Here is a 16,614-nt window from a genome sequence, read left to right as displayed (position 1 = left end):
ATCAAATACCTCCCCGACGTGGGCATTTTCCCCGCTCACTGCGGCAGCGGGGCCAGTCCGGAGTTCTCGAGGGCGCGCCGGCCCCGATCGGAGACGACCAGCTCCAGGAAGTCGTCCGTCGCCGCGCGCTTGCCCTCCGAGTCGGCCCCCAGCTCGCCGCTCGCGACCCTGGCCACGGAGTACCGCGTGGTCCCCGCCGCCTGGGTTAGCTCGCGGTCCCGCTGGTGGGCCTCGACCTGTGCGACCCAACCGTGCGAGGCGGCGACGTCGGTCCGGTAGACGATGCCCACGTCGATGTCGTTGTCGGCCAGGCGCGCGGCGAGGGCGCGCGAGCCCGAGTCGCGTTCGACCCCCGCCGGCTCGACGCCCGCCGCGGACAGCAGCGATTCCGCGGCCTTCCCGCACGGCACGTCCATCGCGCACAGCCCGACCCGCAGGTCCGGGCGTTCGAGGTCGCGTAGCCCCGTGATCCCCCGCGGGTTCCCGGACGGCACGGCCACCACGACGTGGTTGCGGGCGAAGACGCGGGGATCGACCGCCACTCCGGCGTCCACCACCTGCTGCATGGCGTCCTCGCTCGCGGAGGCGAAGACGTTGATGTCGTCCCGCCCGGGCAGCCCGGCGGCGATCGTGTCCGACCGGCCCAGCTCGAGGCTGACGGTGACCCCGGGATGCTCGTCCTCGAAGAGGTCGATCATCTCCGTGAACGCCGCGGACAACGACGGGGCGGCCGCGACACCGAGGGTCATGGTCTCGTCCTCGGGATCCTTCGGCGCGCAGGCACCGACCACCGTGCACGCCATGGCGACCGTCAGCGCACTGACCCCCCGGCTCCGGTTCATCGCTCAGCCGCCGGCGAACGGGGGCAGAACATCGACGGCGGAGACGCCGTCGATCGAGGTCTTCGGATCCCGGGTGGTCTCGTCGCCCACCAGGAAGGAGGACACCGTCACGATGCTGGCCAGCGGCTCACCGTGCCGCTCGCACACCTCGCGCGCCAGCTCCCCGACGGTCGTGGCGTGGGTGTGCAGTCGCTCACTGGCGGTACCGGCGGCGTCCTCCGCCGCAGCGTAGTAGCCCACGGTGATCACCCGCGGCGCTCGTCCCACATCCGGTGTGCTGCTCACATGATCAACCCTATCGCCCGGCACTGACACGTCAACCACCGATGGCTCCCATCGACCGCCGCGGCCTGTGGAAGGCCGTACCGCCGATCCCGTGCCCGGCCTGCTTGCCCCACATCGCGCCCCGCCAGACCTCGGCGACCTCGTCGTCCGGGGCGCCCGAGCGCAGCACGCCGAGTACGTCGGTCTCGTCGTCACTGAACAGGCACGACCGCACCGTGCCCTCGGCGGTGAGGCGGGTGCGGTCACAGGCCGCGCAGAAATTGCGGGTCACGGTCGCGATCACCCCGACCGTCGCGGGCGCGCGCCCGACCGTGTGGCCGGCGACCCGCCACAGCTCGGCCGGCGCGGACGGATCCTCGCGCCCCGCCGGGACCAGCTCGAACCGGGTCCGCAGCGAGTCCAGCACGTCGGCGGCGGTGACCATCTCCGCGCGTGACCAGGTGGCCTCGGCGTCGAGGGGCATCTCCTCGATGAACCGCAGCTGCACGCCCTCGGCCAGCGCCCACTCCAGCAGGTCGGGCGCGCCGTGCAGGGTCGCGCGCAGGGGCACCGCGTTGACCTTGACCGGATCCAGCCCGGCCTCGACGGCGGCCCGCACACCGCGCAGGACCGAGGGCAGCCGGTCGCGGCGGGTCAGTTCGGCGAACTCGGCGCGGTCGACCGTGTCCAGCGAGATGTTGATGCGGTTCAGCCCGGCCTCGACGAGCCGACCGACGCGGTGCTCGAGGCCGACCCCGTTGGAGGTCATGGCGATGGGCAGGTCCGGGCAGGCCGCACGGGTGCCGGCGATGATGCGCTCGAGGTCGGACCTCATGAGCGGCTCGCCGCCGGTGAAGCGGACCTCGTGCACCCCGAGCTCGCGGTGCGCCAGCGTCACCAGCCGGACCACCTCCTCGGCGGTCATCCGCGCGGCGTCGGGGATCGGCGGCAGGCCCTCCTCGGGCATGCAGTACGTGCAGCGCAGGGAGCACTTCTCGGTGAGCGAGACCCGCAGGTCGCGGGCGACGCGGCCGAAGGAGTCGACGAGCAGCGGCGTCGCGGGGCGCGGGTGCGGGCCCGCTCCCGGTGTGCGGCGGGTGTCCGGGACGGTCACGTCGCCCACCTCCCCTCTGCGGTGTCTGTGGTCCCGAGTGTAGGGGCCCACGCCGCTCGCCGCTCACTCGTCCTCCGACCGCCGTTCCAGCGCGGTGACGTCCGGGGTGGGCCCCAGCAGCGTGAGTTCGTGCACCTCGTCGCGCTCGGCCTGGCCGCGCAGCTGCGGGGCGATCGCCCGTCCCAGGTGGTACCCCAGGACGACCACCAGCGTACCCAGGGCGATGCCGCCGAGCTGGAAGTCGTCGGTGATCTGCAGGGTCGTGCCGCCGATCGCGATCACCACACCCGCCGCGACCGGCACGAGGTTCAACGGATTGCCGAAGTCGACCCGGTTCTCCTTCCAGATCTTCGCGCCGAGCAGGCCGATCATCCCGTAGAGCACCACCGTGATCCCGCCCAGCACACCGCCCGGGGTCGCGGAGATCACCGCACCCAGCTTGGGGGAACACCCCAGCACGATCGCGGTCAGCGCGGCCACCACGTAGGCGGCCGTCGAGTACACCTTGGTCGCTGCCATCACGCCGATGTTCTCGGCGTACGTCGTCGTCGCCGACCCGCCGAACGAGGTGGCCAGCACGGTCCCCGCACCGTCCGCGGCGAGGGCACGGCCCATCAGACCGTCGGTCTCGGTGCGCGTGATCTCGCCGATCGCCTTGACGTGCCCCGCGTTCTCGGCGATCAGCGCGATCACGCCGGGCACCACCAGCAGTACGAACGCCAGCGAGAAGTCGGGGGCGTGGATACCCACCACGCCGGCGGCCTCGTCGGTCATCGGCGGCAGCCCGATCCACGGCGCGTCCCACACGCCCGACCAGTCCACGCGGAGGTGTTCGGTCACCTCACCGGCGGTGGCACTGAACGAGGTGATGGGCCCGGTGAGCACGTCCAGCACCCAGGACAGGACGTAGCCGAAGATCAGCGCGAGGAAGATCGCGATGCGCCCCGCGAAGCCCTTGAGCCCGACGGTCATCCCGATCAGCACGATCATCACCGCCAATGCGACCCACTGGTCCTGCGGCCAGTACGTCTCCGCCACGACGGGAGCGAGGTTGAAGCCGAGCAGCATCACCACGGCGCCGGTGACGACCGGCGGCAGCACGGCCGTCACCACCCGGCCGCCCACGAAGTGCACCACCAGGCCCACCACCAGCAGCGCCGCGCCGGCCACGAGCATCGCACCGGTTACCTCGGCGCTCGTGCCGCCCTGCGCCCGGATCGCGGCCACCGCGCCGACGAACGCCACCGAGGTGCCGAGATAGCTGGGCACCTGTCCCTTGACCACGGCGAGGAACAACAGGGTGCACACGCCGGAGAAGAGGATCGCCAGCTGCGGGTTGAGCCCCATGATGATGGGGAAGACGAACGTCGCGCCGAACATCGACACCACGTGCTGGGCGCCGATCCCGATGGTCCGCGGCCAGCTCAGCCGCTCCATGGGGGCGACCACCTCGCCGGGACTGATGTTCCTGCCGTCGCCGTGTACCGACCAGAGACCCACTTCTTCCCCACTCTCGCTGCGTCCGGCCTCACCCGTGCGGGCCGTAGGCACAGTACAACGCGGTTACCGTGGGGACATGAGTTCCCCGCCCGTCCGCTCGCCCCGCCCGTCGGGCCACCCGTCCCCCGCCGAGTACCGCGAGCTCCTGCGCACGCACCTGACGCCGATGTTGGAGCGGGCAGCCCGGAGTACCCACCTGCCGCTGTCGGCGTGTGCGGAGTCGGTGCTGGCGCGGGAGCTGCGGGCGTCGGTGGACCTGCCGCTGTTCGTGAACTCGCAGATGGACGGGTACGCGGTGCGGTCGGCGGACGTCGCGGGGGCGGGGCCCGACTCGCCGGCGCGGCTGCGGGTGGTGGGGTCCGTGCACGCCGGTGACGGTCCGGGGCCGGGGGTCGACGACGACGAGGCCTGCAAAGTGATGACCGGTGCGCCCGTGCCCGAGGGTGCGGATTGTGTGGTGCCGGTCGAGGACACGAGGGTGAGCGACACCGACCCCACTGCGGTGCTGGTGGTGGCGCCGCGGTCGCCGGGCGAGTTCATCCGACGCCCGGGCGACGACGTCCGCGCCGGCGACGTGGTGATCCCGGCGGGCGTGCAGCTCCGGGCGCGTCACCTGGCGGCGGCGGCCTCCCTCGGGGAGTCGGCGCTGGACGTGCGGCCGCGGCCCCGGGTCGGGGTGGTGGCCACGGGTTCCGAGCTGGTCGCGCCCGGGCGGCCGCTGGGGCCGGGGCAGATCTGGGAGTCCAACTCGTTGACCCTGACGGCCGCGCTCAAGGCCTGCGGCTGCGATGTGACGGCCACGCTGACCAGCAGCGACGACCGCGACGAGTTCTCCGCCGCCCTCGATTCCGCGGTCTCCGGCGCGGACCTGGTGGTGACCGTGGGTGCGGTGTCGATGGGTGATGCCGAGGTGGTGCGGCAGGTGCTCGACGGACGCGACGGTTCGCGTTTCGCGCCGATCGCCATGCAACCCGGGGGACCGCAGGGGATCTCGACATGGCGGGACACGCCCGTCGTGTGCCTGCCGGGTAATCCTGTGAGCGCGCTGGTGTCGTTCGTGGTGCTGCTGCGACCGGTCATCCTCGAGGCGGTGGGGCGGTCGCCTGTCCAACCGGTGCGGGCCCGGCTCTCGCGCGACGTCACCTCCCCCGCAGGGAAGGTCCAGTTCCTGCGGGCGGCGCTCGGCCCTGACTCCGGTGCTGGCATCCCCGTCGTCGAGCCGGTCTCCGGTTCCGGCTCACACCTGGTCGCCTCGATGGCGCGCGCTGACGTGCTGGTGGAGATCCCCGCCGACGTGACCTCGCTGGCCGCCGGGACCGAGGTCGACGCGGTGGCGCTGTAGCCGCCGATGCCCGCGGGCAGGCGACAGATCTGAGACCAGAAGGCACGTGACCGAGCACGCCTTTTTGCATCTACCCGATCGTCGGCATGGCGCTGACCACGGCCACGGTCGCGGTGATGACCCAGATGACAGGCTCGACCCCGATCTGGCAGATCATGGGCATGCTGCTGTTCTTCGGCGCCGGCCTGGGCCTGGTCATGCAGGTGATCGTGCTGGCGGTTCAGAACGCGGTCGACCCGCGCGAGGTGGGCGTGGCCACGAGCTCGAACAACTACTTCCGCGAGATCGGTGCGGCGATCGGCACCGCCTGGTTCGGTTCGCTGTTCACGGGTCGGCTGATCGACAACCTCACCGACACGGTGGCCGCCAACCCGGAGCAGGCGATCGCCTCGGGGTTGAACCCGGGCGCCGTCACGCCGGCCTTCGTGGCGAACCTCCCCGAGCCGCTGAACCAGGGGATCGTGGACTCCTATGCGGATGCGTTGGCTCCCGCGCTCTGGTTCGTGGTGCCGGTCCTCGCCGTCGCCCTTCTCTTCGCGTTCTTCCTCCCCCAGGTCACCCTCAGCACCGAGGCCGGCATGATCGCGCGCGGCGAGGCCGTGTGGGATGACGGCAGGGGCGAGGTCGTCGAGATTGACGGAGAAGACGTTCCCCGGGTCGACGACGACAACGCCACCACCGCGACCGCGCCCACCCCGGGAGACCCGCCCGCCCCGGCGCACGGCTGACCCCACCCGGACACCCCCGCCTCACCCGTGACCGCCAGCGACATTCCGGCTCCTGACCCGGAGCGCGATCGGTACCCGGTCGCACTGAAGGGTCGTAGGGTCGGGGGTGGCCGAAGGGCCGGCCCGGCCCTTCGGCGACGAGTTCACCACCAGTCGGAGGCATACATGCCCACACGTACCACGGTCGCTCGACACATCATCGACACGCTCCACGCCTCGGGGGTCCAGCGGGTCTACGGACTTCCCGGCGACTCGCTGAACGGCGTCACGGACGCGATCCGGCAGACCGATGGCGTGGACTGGGTGATCACCCGGCACGAGGAGGCGGCCGCGTTCGCCGCCTCCGCAGAGGCCGCGCTGACGGGGAACCTCACGGTGTGCGCCGGTTCCTGTGGGCCCGGCAACCTGCACCTGATCAACGGCCTGTTCGACGCCCAGCGTTCCGGGGTCCCGGTCCTCGCGCTGGCCGCGCACATCCCGTCAGAGGAGATCGGGACGGGATATTTTCAGGAGACCCATCCACAGGAGCTGTTCCGCGAGTGCAGCGTCTATGCGGAGCACGTCTCGTCAGCCGAGCAGGCGCCGCGGCTGCTGAGGATCGCTATGCGTGCGGCCATCGAGAAGCGCGGGGTGGCCGTACTCGTCCTGCCCGGCGACGTGGCGCTCGAGGAGATCACCGCCGAGGCGGCCGCCATCCGCCCCACAGTCAGTGCGGTGGTCCCGGCAGAGGAGGATCTCGCTCGCGCCGTCCGTGCCCTCGACGGCTGCGAGGACGTGACGATCCTCGCAGGCGCCGGCTGCGCGGGCGCCCATGACGAACTGCTGCAGATCGCGGAGATGCTCAAGGCGCCGATCGTCCACGCGATGCGTGGCAAGGAATGGGTGGAGCACGACAATCCCTACGACGTGGGAATGACCGGTCTGCTCGGGTTCTCCTCGGGCTACCGCGCCATGATGGCCGCCGAGACCCTGCTGGTTCTGGGCTCCGACCTGCCGTATCAGCAGTTCTACCCGGACGCCACGGTGATCCAGGTCGACATCCGGGGCGATCGGATCGGTCGACGCACGCCTGTCGAGGTACCGCTGGTCGGCGGTGTCGGGGAGACGATACGGGCGCTGCTCCCCAGGCTGCGCACGCACACGGGCCGCAAACATCTCGACGGTGCCACGAAGCACTACGCCAAGACGCGGCGCACGCTGGACGATCTCGCCACGCCGTCCAAGCGGACCATCCACCCGCAGTATCTGACGCGGTTGATCGACGAGGCGGCAGACGACGACGCGGTGTTCCTGCCGGACGTCGGCAGCCCTGTGATCTGGGCGGCCCGCTATCTGACGATGAACGGGCGCCGACGGATCGTCGGGTCGTTCACCCACGGGTCCATGGCCAACGCCCTGCCGCAGGCGATCGGCGCCCAGGCCGCCTCACCCGGCCGACAGGTGATCGCGCTCGCGGGCGACGGTGGGCTCTCCATGCTGATGGGCGAGCTGCTCACGCTCGTCGAGCACGACCTGCCGGTCAAGGTGGTGGTGTTCAACAACGCCTCGTACAACTTCGTGGAGGTGGAGATGAAGGCCGACGGCTTCGTGAACTTCGGCACCGACCTGTCCAACCCCGACTTCTCGAAGGTCGCGGAGGCCTGCGGGCTCGCGGGCTTCCGGGCGGACAAGTCCAAGGATCTGGCCGGGACCGTCAAGCGGTTCCTCGCCCACGACGGGCCCGCCCTGCTCGAGGTGGAGGTGGAACGCCAGGAGCTCACGATCCCGCCGTCCATCAGCGCCGCCCAGGCCAAGGGATTCACGCTCTACTCGCTGCGCACCGTACTGTCCGGCCGCGGTGACGAGCTGGTGGACCTGGCCAAGGCGAACCTGCGGCAGTTGTTCTGAGCCCCTGCCCAGGGCCCCTCGCCGCCGCGTGGTCTCGCCGATTCACACATCCCCGGGGCGGGTCCAGGTACCACCGTGATCTGCGACCACGCGGCGGCGATGCCTACTCGGCGCTGTCGAGAGCCTGCTGCCAGAAGTCGATCTCCAGGCGGGTGGCCGTGCGGAACACGTCGGTGAGCTCGTCCAGCCGACGGTCCGAGAGCCCACCCGCAGCCAGGGCATCGAGCTGGGCGATCGCGGCGCGGGAGGCGGCGGTGAACTCCTCGCCGGAGTACTCGCCGATCCACTCGCGGTACGGGTGCCCGCCACCCTGTCCGCCGTGCTCGGCCAGCCGCGGCTGCAGCCTGGCGCCGATCTCGGCGTAGCCGATCGTGCACGGGGCCAGCGCAACGCTCAGGTCGAGCAGGTCCCCGGCCATCCCCGAGTCCAGGACGTAGCGGGTGTAGGCGACGGTGGCCTGCTTCTCCGCGGCGGCCTCGAGTTCGGCGCGCGGGATGCCCCAGCGCTCGGTGAGCGTCAGGTGCAGCTCGGTCTCGTTGAGGATCGCGCCGGTCGCGGCGTGCGCGGCCTTGAGGTCAGCAAGCGTGCGGCTCTTGTACGTCGCCAGGGCGTTGGCGCGGGTGAACTGGACGAGGAAGTGGAAGTCCTGGACCAGGTAGTCCTGGAAGACCGGCAGCGGCAGGGTGCCGGCGCCGAGCTGCTCGACGAAGTCGTGCCGGGTGTAGGCGTCCCATTCGTCGCGGCAGCGGGTCTTCAGGGTCTCGAACAGGCTCAACTCGGGTCTCCTTCAGTGCTCGGTCGACAGGCGGGCGACGATCGCGCCGTGTGGCCGGTGCCCGGGCCCTGTCCTGGTGTACGTCTCGATCACCTCGAAGTGTGCCACCCGCAGCCGCTCGGCCAGCGCTCCGATCGACCAGCGGTATGCAGGGGCCACCGCGTGGTCGAAGCGCTCGACCAGCTCGCCGTAGAAGAACCCCACCAGCAGGTGCCCGCCGGGCCGCAGGACCCGGGCGAACTCCGCGAGCGGTACACCGATCCCCTCCGGTTCGTGGTGGATGAGTGAGTACCAGGCGAGGACTCCGGACATGCTCGCATCCCCGAGCGGCAGCGCCTCCAGGTCGGCCTGCTCAAAACAACACCCGAGGTGGGCGGCGCGGGCATGATCCACGAACTCGCTGACGCCGTCGACGCCGCGGACGTCCACTCCCGCTTCAGCCAGGTGCGCTGTCCAGTGCCCGGGCCCGCACCCGGCGTCGAGGACCGGGCCGCCCACCTGACACGCCCAGCGGGTCACCAACTCGCGGTCGGCCGGGTGGACGGTCGAGATAGCCCCGATGTGTTCGATGTACTCCCCCGCCCGCCGCGCGTAGGCCTCGCGCACCTCCCTCGTCACAGGCCCCGCTCCCGGAGCCGGCTCGGCGACACGCCCTCCCAGCGGGTGAACGACCTGGTGAACGTCGCGGTCTCCGAGTATCCGAGCTCGCGCGCCACCTCGGACACCGCCGCGCCCTGGGCGAGCAGTTCCAGCGCCCTGCCGTGCCGCACCTCGTCGACCAGCCGCCGGAACGACGTCCCCTCCGCGGCCAGCCTCCGCCGGAGCGTGCGCTCGTCGACGTGCAGGTCAGCGGCCAGGTCAGCCATGGACGGCCAGTCACCCCGCTCGTGCCGCAGCCGGCTACGCACCTGCCCGGCCACACCGACGCGGGCCAGCCGGGCATCCAGCACCTCCCGGCACTGCTGCTCGAACAGCCGCGCGGTGTTCTCATCCGCCTGCGGCAGCCGCTCGTCCAGGCGTGCGCGCGGGATGACCAGCCGGTTGGTCGCGCACCGGGAAACCACGGCCGCCGGCTCGAGCCGCCACGCCTCCGCCAGCAGCGCGGCGCTCGCGGGCCCGAGCGTGGTCTCGATCCCGACCAGCTGCAGGTCGATCTGCGCGCCACGAAACGCCACCGCCAGCCCGGCCAGGTCCCGTTCCACCACGAAGGCGCGCACATCGGGCGGGATCGCGTCGTCGGCGGCGACCGCGTACACGACCCCGTCGCCCTCCTCCAGCGCGAACCGCAGGTGCGTCGGCGACAGCGCGAGGTACGGGATCGCCCGCTCGAGCGCCGCGCGCACGGTGGGCCCGGCAAGCATCATGAATCCGATCACGCCGGTCCGACCGATGGTCGAATACGCCCCGATGCCGGCTCCCAGCCCGGGCAGGTCCCCGAGCTCGGCCAACAGATTGCGGATCACCGCGAACTCTTGATGTGCCCAGATCTGCGCGTTCTCATCCGCGAGATCGGGCGGGTGAATTCCGGTGCCGGCGAGGCACCTCGTCGTCGTCATCCCCTGCGCCACGGCGCCTTCCACCATGATCCGCACGCCCTCCGTGCCGCGCGGCACGGCCCACACGGGCGATCCCGGCGACGACCGCGACGACGACAACGACGGCCTCACAGTCATCGCCCGAAACTACCAACCCACCCACCCGATTGTCCGAAAGTGCCAACTTCCCGACCGAAAGCGCCATTCCGCCGGCGCGGATGCGTGGCTACGGTCACAGTCATGACCCTCGCCGGCTCCCCTGACACCGCCACCGACACCGGGCTCGCGGCCGAGCTCGGCGCCCTCTACATCCGCGCCAAGACCGCGGTCGGCGCCGAGGACCTGGCGCACATCCGCAACGTCACCGCCTACGGTGAAGCGATCGACGCCCGCCGCCGCGAACTGCTGCGCGAGGGTGGCCCCCGCGCTATCCGCCGCGCCACCGCACTGGAGATGGCGTACCGCCTCATGCAGTTCTCCGAACTCGGCCACAACATCATCCACGGCAGCTACGACCACCTGCCGGACTGCGGCGAGTACCACTCCGACCGCTACCACTGGGACTTCAACGTCGACACCGACCAGTGGAAGACCATGCACCACGTGGGCCACCACCCCAACACCAACATCGTCGGCAAGGACCACGACCTGGGGTACAGCCTGTTCCGCGGCAGCGCCGGCCAGGACTGGTACGGCCACCACCTCGGCCAGGTCGCGATGATCTCGACCCTGGCCGCGATGGCCCCGATCGCGGCGCCGTTCTTCCTGGCGAACATCGCGCGCAAGGTCGAGGGACACTGGCTCTTCAGCTCATACATGCTGCGGTCCCCCGCCCGGATCGCCGGCCGCGACGCCCGGCGTCGGTTCGTCGACGAGCCGTTCCGTTCGGGATGGAAGCCGCTGCAGACCCTCGCCGCGAACTACCTCGGCGGGGTGACCGGCTACATGTCGGTGCTGTTCCTGGTGTTCATCGAGCACCACGCCGGCGAGCTCGAGCTGTTCACCGACCCCGGCCCCGACGAGACCGCCGACCAGTACTACGAGCGTCAGATCCGCGCGACCCGCAACTTCCTGCCCAGCGCGCAGATGGACGACGCCCTCGCGCGGCTGCTCGAGGAGGAGGTGCCGTTCGAGAACCGGCCCGATCTGCGCATCTTCTACGGCGGGCTGGACACGCACGTCGAGCACCACCTGTTCCCCGATCTGCCGCCGTCGATGCAGCGCAAGATCGCGCCGGAGGTCCGCGAGATCGCCGCGCGCCACGGGCTGCCGTACCACGAGACGCCGCTTCTGGAGACCGTGCCGCTCATCGCCAAGACGCTCACCGGACTGTCGGTGCCGTTCGGCGAGCGCGAGTTCTCTCGGCCCCGCGACCTGCTGCGCGACCCGGCTTCGCTCGTTCGCCGCGTCGCGGCCGGGCTGCGCTACCGGCAACTGCCCGAGTCGCCCTACCTCGACAAGCCGCAGTTCCACAACGTGCCGGCGCGGGTCGTGGCGGTCACGCCTGTCGCGGACGGGCAAGCCCTGTCAGTGCGCCTGGCCCGCCCGCGCGGGTGGGAGGACGTGCGGTGGGACGCCGGCGCGTACGTGTCGGTGCGCCAGATGGTCGACGACGACGAGCTGGTCCGCCAGTACAGCCTGGTCCACGACTCGGTCGGGCAGGCCGGGCCGTCCGACCTGGAGTTCTGCGTCAAGCGCGTGGCTGACGGCCGCGTCTCCAACCGGCTGAACGACACCCTGAAGCCGGGGGCCTACGTGACCCTGGTAGGTGTGCCGCAGTCGACCGGTGACTTCGCGCTGCCGGCAGAGCCTGAAACCACTCACCCGGCCCCCACCCTGCACATCGCGGGCGGCGTGGGCATCACCCCGATCATCGCGCTGCTGCGCCGCCTCGCCCGCGACGCCGGCCCCCACGTCGACGCGACGGTCCTGTACTTCAACCGCGACGAACGCTCGATCATCTTCGAGCCGGAGCTTCGTGAGCTGGCCCGCGACGCCGGGATCACGCTGCACCTGTTCACCGACGCCCCGGCCACCCGCGACGACCTTCGCACCGGACGCCTCGGCCCGGAGCTGCTGACCGAGCTGGTGCCGGATCTGGCCGAGCGCGAGACCTACGTCTGCGCCCCGGCGGCGGTGATCGACCTGGCCCGCGGGTGGCTGCGGGGGCTGGGACAGCCCGCCGAGCGCTTCCACGCCGAGTCGTTCACCGCGCCCGAGCTGGATCGGCCCGCCGACGACGGCAGCCGTTACACCGTCAGTTTCGCCCGCACCGGGACGTCTGTGGAGATCGACGGCGGCACCACACTGCTGGAGGCGGCCGGGCGCGCCGGGATCCCGGTGCCCACCGGCTGCGAGCGGGGCCTGTGCAAGGCGTGCGTCACCACTAAGCTCGTCGGCACCACCAGCGCCGAGCAGCCCGGTGTGCAGCAGGAGCGGATCACGGTCTGCAACTCGCTGGCCTCCTCGGACATCGAGCTGGATCTGTAGCTCAGTCCCACTTCCCCCGCGTGTACTGCGGCGGGTACGGGGCGTCGCGCCAGTCCAGGCCCAGCTCGGCGGCGGCCCGCTGCGGCCAGGCCGGCTCGCGCAGGGCGACGCGGCCCAGGAACACCACGTCGGCGCGGCCGTCGACCAGCAGGCTCTCGGCGTACTCCGGGTCGCTGATCAGCCCCACCGCCCCGGCCAGCACCGCACCCGACGCGCGGACCTCCTCGGTCAGCGGCACCTGGTAGCCCTGCTGGAGCGGCACGGGCGGCCGGTCGGGGGTGTTGGCGGCGGAGGAGACATCGACCAGGTCCACGCCGTGGTCGGCCAGTCGGCCCGCCAGCCAGCGCGAGTCCCCCGGAGTCCAGCCGCCCTCGACCCAGTCCGTCGCCGAGATGCGGACGAACAGGGGCTTGCCGCCCGGCCACACCTGCCGGACTGCGTCACAGACCTCGAGAAGCAATCGGGCCCGGTTGTCCCGTGAGCCGCCGTAGGCGTCGGTCCGCTCGTTGGACAGCGGCGAGAGGAACTCGTGGAGGAGGTACCCGTGGGCGGCGTGGATCTCCACCACGTCGAACCCGGCCTCGTCGGCGCGCCGGGCGGCCTCGGCGAACGCGGTGACCACCTCACGGATCCCGGCGACGTCCAGCGCCTCGGGGGTGGCCATGTCGCCGAACGGGATCGCCGACGGCGCCACGGTGGGCCAGCCACCCTCGGACACAGGCATCGACCCGGAGGGTTGCCCGGGGAACGCCTTGTAGGTCGACGCCTTGCGCCCGGCGTGCGCCAGTTGGATTCCCATCGCCGCGCCCTGGGAGTGGACGAACTCCACGATGGGCGCCCACGCGTCCCGCTGCCGGTCGTTCCACAGTCCGGCGTCCTCGGGGCTGATGCGCCCCTCCGGCACGACGGCTGAGGCCTCGGCGAGGATCAGGCCGAACCCGCCCTGCGCCCGCGCGCCGAGGTGGACCAGGTGCCACGGCGTCGGCACGCCGTCGCGGTCCTCGCACGAGTACTGGCACATCGGTGACAGCCACGCCCGGTTACGGATCTCGAGGTCTCGGATGCGGATCGGTTCGAAGAGCAACGCCATTCCCGCGATTAAACCCCCACCCGTACCACCGCGCCGCCGGGCCCCGGTCCGCGGTGACCGGGCCGGGCGCTCATCGCAGCGGGTCGAACGGCCCGAGCACCGGGTCGACCTGCCCGGTGACGATCTGCTTCGCGAGCAGTCTCCCGGTGGCGGGACCGAGCACGATCCCCCACATCCCGTGGCCGCCGGCGACGTACACCCCGCGACCCGCGGTGGCGCCCACCAGCGGCAGTCCGTCAGGCGTCACGGGCCGGGAGCCGACCCACTCGTCCCGCCTGTCGTCGAGGTCCACGCCCCGGAACACCCCGTCGACCTGAGTGAGCATCGCCCGGATTCGCCTGTCCCGGGGCGGCTCGTCGGGTCCGAGGAACTCCATCGTTCCGGCGATCCGGAGCCGCCCCTGATACGGGGTGCACGCGATGCGCTGCGCCGGCAGGTAGACGGGGTGCGGTATCGGCTCCTCGACGCCCACCGAGAACGAGTAACCCCGGCCCGCCTGGACTCGCGTCCTCACCCCGAGCGGGCGGGCGAGCTGTGGCATCCAGGCGCCGGTGGCGATGACGACCGAGTCAGCGCTGAGCTGCTCCCCCGTCGCGAGGACGACCCCGGGGGCGCGTCCGGGCCTCACCTCGGTGACGGCGTCCCCGGTGAGCAGCCGGGCGCCGCGCGCGCGGACCGCGTCGCCGAGCGCGTTCACGAAGGGTCCCGGTTCGATGAAGCGCTGGCCGTTCATCCGGTAGGCCGCCGTGACCTCCTCCGAGAGGATCGGCGCGAGCGCTCGGGCGGCGTCGAGCCGCTCCACCTCCACCTCCATCCCGTGGCCGCGAACCCACTCGAGTTCGTCGAGGAATGACGTGGCCGACGCGTGGTCGGTGAACCCGACCACGAAGGGGCCCTCTCACGTCCGGGCCGCGACCCCACCGTCCGTCAGCTGGTCGAACGCCTCCAGAGCGAGGGCGTTGATCGGGGCCAGGCCGGCCATGGTCCGATGCCAGGCCCGCATCGTCCCGTGTGCGAGGAAACGCGCCAGGAACCCCCACAGTCCGGGGTCGACCCGGAGTGGCACGTGCAGCGCGGCATCCGGGTCGAGCAACGCCTTCAGCCCGTACGTCCACACACTCGGATCCGCCAGCGGCAGGGTCAGGGCCGGGGAGAGGTAGCCGGCGTTCCCCCACGAGGAACCCGCGGCCACCCCCTCTCGATCGACCACCGTGACCTCGACACCGTGTTCCTGCAGATGCCAGGCCGTCGACAGCCCCACCATCCCCGCTCCGATGACGATCGCCGTCTCCATCTCCCCGCCTCCTCCACCGGACACACTGCGATACCTCCAGCATGCCCGCCGGAGGTGCTCCCCCGATCCGATCGGCCGCACCCGGCGCCGCGGACTAGCGTGGAGGTCATGGCAGACTCGCATCGCTCCCTCTCCGGCCTCACTCACCTCGACTCGGAGGGCCGCGTGCGGATGGTCGACGTCGGCGACAAGGCCGTGACGACGCGCACCGCCACCGCCGAGGGGGTCTTCCGCACGCGCCCGGACGTGGTGACGATGGTCGCGGGCGACGCGCTCGGCAAGGCGGATGTCCTGGCCACCGCGCGCCTGGCCGGCATCGGGGCCGCCAAGAAGACGTCGGAGCTCATCCCGCTGTGCCACCAGATCCCGCTGGACTCGGTGAAGGTGCACTTCGACCTCGACGACGAGTCCGGCGAGATCCTCGTCCGCGCCACCGCCAAGACGACCGGTCGGACGGGCGTGGAGATGGAGGCGCTCACCGCCGTGTCGATCGCGGGGCTCACGCTGCACGACATGGTCAAGGCGGTCGACCCGCTCGCCACCATGGACGGTGTCCGCCTCGCCGCCAAGTCGGGCGGCAAACGCGGTGACTGGAGGCGGGAAGACCACGGCACCGAACCGAGTGGTGGGATCGACGACGACGACGAGGGCGGCCGCTCGAACTCCGGGCCCGCTGCTCTCGAGGTCGGCCGGACCGGCGTCGTCGTCGTCTCCTCCACGGCCGCCGCCCGCGGCGACCGCACCGATACCACCGGGCCCGCCATCGAGGCCTGGCTGCGTGAGCGCGGCTTCTCGCCGGTGGAGGTGCACGTCGTGGCCGATGCGGATGTGGCCACCGCGGTCACCGAGCACGTGCGCCGCTCGCCGGCGGTCCTGCTCACCACCGGCGGCACGGGGGTCGCGCCCGACGACCGCACGCCCGAGGCGACGGCGCCGCACCTGACACTCGAGCTGCCGGGGGTCGCGGAGGCGATGCGGGCCCGCGGGCTGGCGGCGACGCCCACCGCCGCGATGAGTCGTGGTCTCGCCGGGTTCGCCGGGCGCACGTTGGTGGCGAACCTGCCCGGGTCGTCGGGCGGGGTCAGCGACGGGCTGGCGGTGCTGGACGAGTTGCTCGAGCACCTGCTGGACGTTCACGCCCACGGTGGTGGTCACTGATGTCGGCCCCGACCCCGGCCTCGGGACAGCCCTCCGGGCCGAACTCCGAGCCGCACCCCGCGCCGCTGGCCCGGATCACCGACGAGCGGATCGAGCCCCGCGAGGTCGAGCAGGCCGTGTGGAGCTCGGCGGATGGCGCGATGGTGACGTTCTCCGGGATCGTGCGGGATCACGACGCCGGTCGCGCCGATGTCGAGCACATCGAGTACTCCGCTCACCCTGTCGCGCAGGATGTGCTGGCCCGGCTCTGCGCGGAGGTGGCCCGCGAGCACAGCGGCCCCGCCGACGCCGACGGTCGGCCCGTCGATCCGCAGCGCGTGACGCGCGTGGGCGCGGTGCACCGGGTGGGCGTGTTGACGGTGGGTGAGGTCGCGGTGGTCGCGGTGGCGGTGGCGCCGCATCGGGCGGAGGCGTTCACGGCGTGTTCGGACCTCATCGAGCGCCTCAAGCACGAGGTGCCGATCTGGAAACGCCAGCGCTTCTCCGACGGCTTGTCGGAGTGGGTGGGCGTCGGCGACTGCTGAGTAGCCCCGGCGGCGCGCCGCCGCAGGGTTTCAGGCGGGGCTGGGCGTCAGGCGGGGCGGGTGTGGGGGCT

The 16,614-nt window shown here is 71.8% G+C and carries 14 protein-coding genes and 1 pseudogene; 6 read left to right on the top strand and 9 right to left on the bottom strand.

Annotated features, from left to right (window positions below):
* Positions 1–35: 35 nt before the first annotated feature.
* From DCI01S_RS02670 to DCI01S_RS02655, 4 genes are read right to left on the bottom strand one after another with little or no spacing between them, the layout of a single operon-like run.
* On the bottom strand, positions 36–842 hold the full coding sequence (locus tag DCI01S_RS02670; RefSeq protein ID WP_061227821.1) for a molybdate ABC transporter substrate-binding protein: 807 nt from the start codon (positions 840–842) through the stop codon (positions 36–38).
* A gap of 3 nt (positions 843–845) precedes the next feature.
* Positions 846–1,127, bottom strand: a complete 282-nt coding sequence (locus DCI01S_RS02665; RefSeq protein ID WP_244881625.1) for a ubiquitin family protein — start codon at positions 1,125–1,127, stop codon at positions 846–848.
* Positions 1,128–1,158: 31 nt separating this feature from the next.
* Positions 1,159–2,229, bottom strand: a complete 1,071-nt coding sequence (gene moaA, locus DCI01S_RS02660; RefSeq protein ID WP_061227819.1) for a GTP 3',8-cyclase MoaA — start codon at positions 2,227–2,229, stop codon at positions 1,159–1,161.
* 54 nt (positions 2,230–2,283) lie between these two features.
* The gene (locus tag DCI01S_RS02655) at positions 2,284–3,657 is read right to left on the bottom strand and encodes a uracil-xanthine permease family protein (protein ID WP_061227895.1); all 1,374 of its coding nucleotides are present in this window, start codon (positions 3,655–3,657) and stop codon (positions 2,284–2,286) included.
* A gap of 139 nt (positions 3,658–3,796) precedes the next feature.
* Here DCI01S_RS02655 and DCI01S_RS02650 point away from each other — a divergent pair, with 139 nt between their 5' ends.
* From DCI01S_RS02650 to poxB, 3 genes are all read left to right on the top strand, one after another.
* On the top strand, positions 3,797–5,062 hold the full coding sequence (locus tag DCI01S_RS02650) for a molybdopterin molybdotransferase MoeA (protein ID WP_082767609.1): 1,266 nt from the start codon (positions 3,797–3,799) through the stop codon (positions 5,060–5,062).
* Positions 5,063–5,178: 116 nt separating this feature from the next.
* Complete coding sequence (locus DCI01S_RS02645) at positions 5,179–5,790, top strand: hypothetical protein (RefSeq protein ID WP_156482528.1); 612 nt, start codon at positions 5,179–5,181, stop codon at positions 5,788–5,790.
* 165 nt (positions 5,791–5,955) lie between these two features.
* Positions 5,956–7,677, top strand: coding sequence for a ubiquinone-dependent pyruvate dehydrogenase (gene poxB / locus DCI01S_RS02640; protein WP_061227817.1), 1,722 nt, complete (start codon positions 5,956–5,958; stop codon positions 7,675–7,677).
* 103 nt (positions 7,678–7,780) lie between these two features.
* Here the strand turns inward: poxB and DCI01S_RS02635 are convergent, their stop codons facing one another.
* The 3 genes from DCI01S_RS02635 to DCI01S_RS02625 are packed head-to-tail and all read right to left on the bottom strand — an operon-like array spanning position 7,781 to position 10,125.
* Positions 7,781–8,452, bottom strand: a complete 672-nt coding sequence (locus tag DCI01S_RS02635) for a TenA family protein (RefSeq protein ID WP_061227816.1) — start codon at positions 8,450–8,452, stop codon at positions 7,781–7,783.
* A 12-nt stretch (positions 8,453–8,464) separates the two neighbouring features.
* A complete protein-coding gene (locus DCI01S_RS02630) occupies positions 8,465–9,070 on the bottom strand; it encodes a class I SAM-dependent methyltransferase (RefSeq protein ID WP_061227815.1) in 606 nt (201 codons plus the stop codon).
* The gene (locus DCI01S_RS02625; protein ID WP_061227814.1) at positions 9,067–10,125 is read right to left on the bottom strand and encodes a helix-turn-helix transcriptional regulator; all 1,059 of its coding nucleotides are present in this window, start codon (positions 10,123–10,125) and stop codon (positions 9,067–9,069) included. The genes DCI01S_RS02630 and DCI01S_RS02625 overlap by 4 nt, the downstream gene beginning before the upstream one ends.
* A 102-nt stretch (positions 10,126–10,227) precedes the next feature.
* On the opposite strand from DCI01S_RS02625, the gene DCI01S_RS02620 reads away from it, so the two are divergent.
* Positions 10,228–12,477: a fatty acid desaturase gene (locus tag DCI01S_RS02620; RefSeq protein WP_061227813.1), complete on the top strand. Its 2,250-nt coding sequence runs from the start codon at positions 10,228–10,230 to the stop codon at positions 12,475–12,477.
* Between the two features lies 1 nt (position 12,478).
* Here the strand turns inward: DCI01S_RS02620 and DCI01S_RS02615 are convergent, their stop codons facing one another.
* Together DCI01S_RS02615 and DCI01S_RS02610 are read right to left on the bottom strand one after the other, a co-directional pair.
* Positions 12,479–13,567 carry an NADH:flavin oxidoreductase/NADH oxidase gene (locus tag DCI01S_RS02615; protein ID WP_061227812.1) on the bottom strand — a complete coding sequence of 363 codons (1,089 nt, stop codon included), beginning with the start codon at positions 13,565–13,567 and terminating at the stop codon, positions 12,479–12,481.
* Between the two features lie 70 nt (positions 13,568–13,637).
* Positions 13,638–14,861: pseudogene (locus DCI01S_RS02610) on the bottom strand (NAD(P)/FAD-dependent oxidoreductase).
* A 108-nt stretch (positions 14,862–14,969) separates the two neighbouring features.
* Here DCI01S_RS02610 and moaCB point away from each other — a divergent pair.
* Together moaCB and DCI01S_RS02600 are read left to right on the top strand one after the other, a co-directional pair.
* Positions 14,970–16,019: a bifunctional molybdenum cofactor biosynthesis protein MoaC/MoaB gene (gene moaCB, locus DCI01S_RS02605; protein ID WP_061227893.1), complete on the top strand. Its 1,050-nt coding sequence runs from the start codon at positions 14,970–14,972 to the stop codon at positions 16,017–16,019.
* The gene (locus tag DCI01S_RS02600; protein WP_232303218.1) at positions 16,019–16,543 is read left to right on the top strand and encodes a molybdenum cofactor biosynthesis protein MoaE; all 525 of its coding nucleotides are present in this window, start codon (positions 16,019–16,021) and stop codon (positions 16,541–16,543) included. The genes moaCB and DCI01S_RS02600 overlap by 1 nt, the downstream gene beginning before the upstream one ends.
* The last annotated feature ends 71 nt before the right edge of the window (positions 16,544–16,614 follow it).

It is taken from the genome of Dietzia cinnamea NBRC 102147, assembly GCF_001571065.1.
In the GTDB taxonomy this organism is placed as follows: domain Bacteria; phylum Actinomycetota; class Actinomycetes; order Mycobacteriales; family Mycobacteriaceae; genus Dietzia; species Dietzia cinnamea.
Note: the sequence above shows the minus strand (reverse complement) of the source record. Positions and strands in the feature narration are given on the sequence as shown.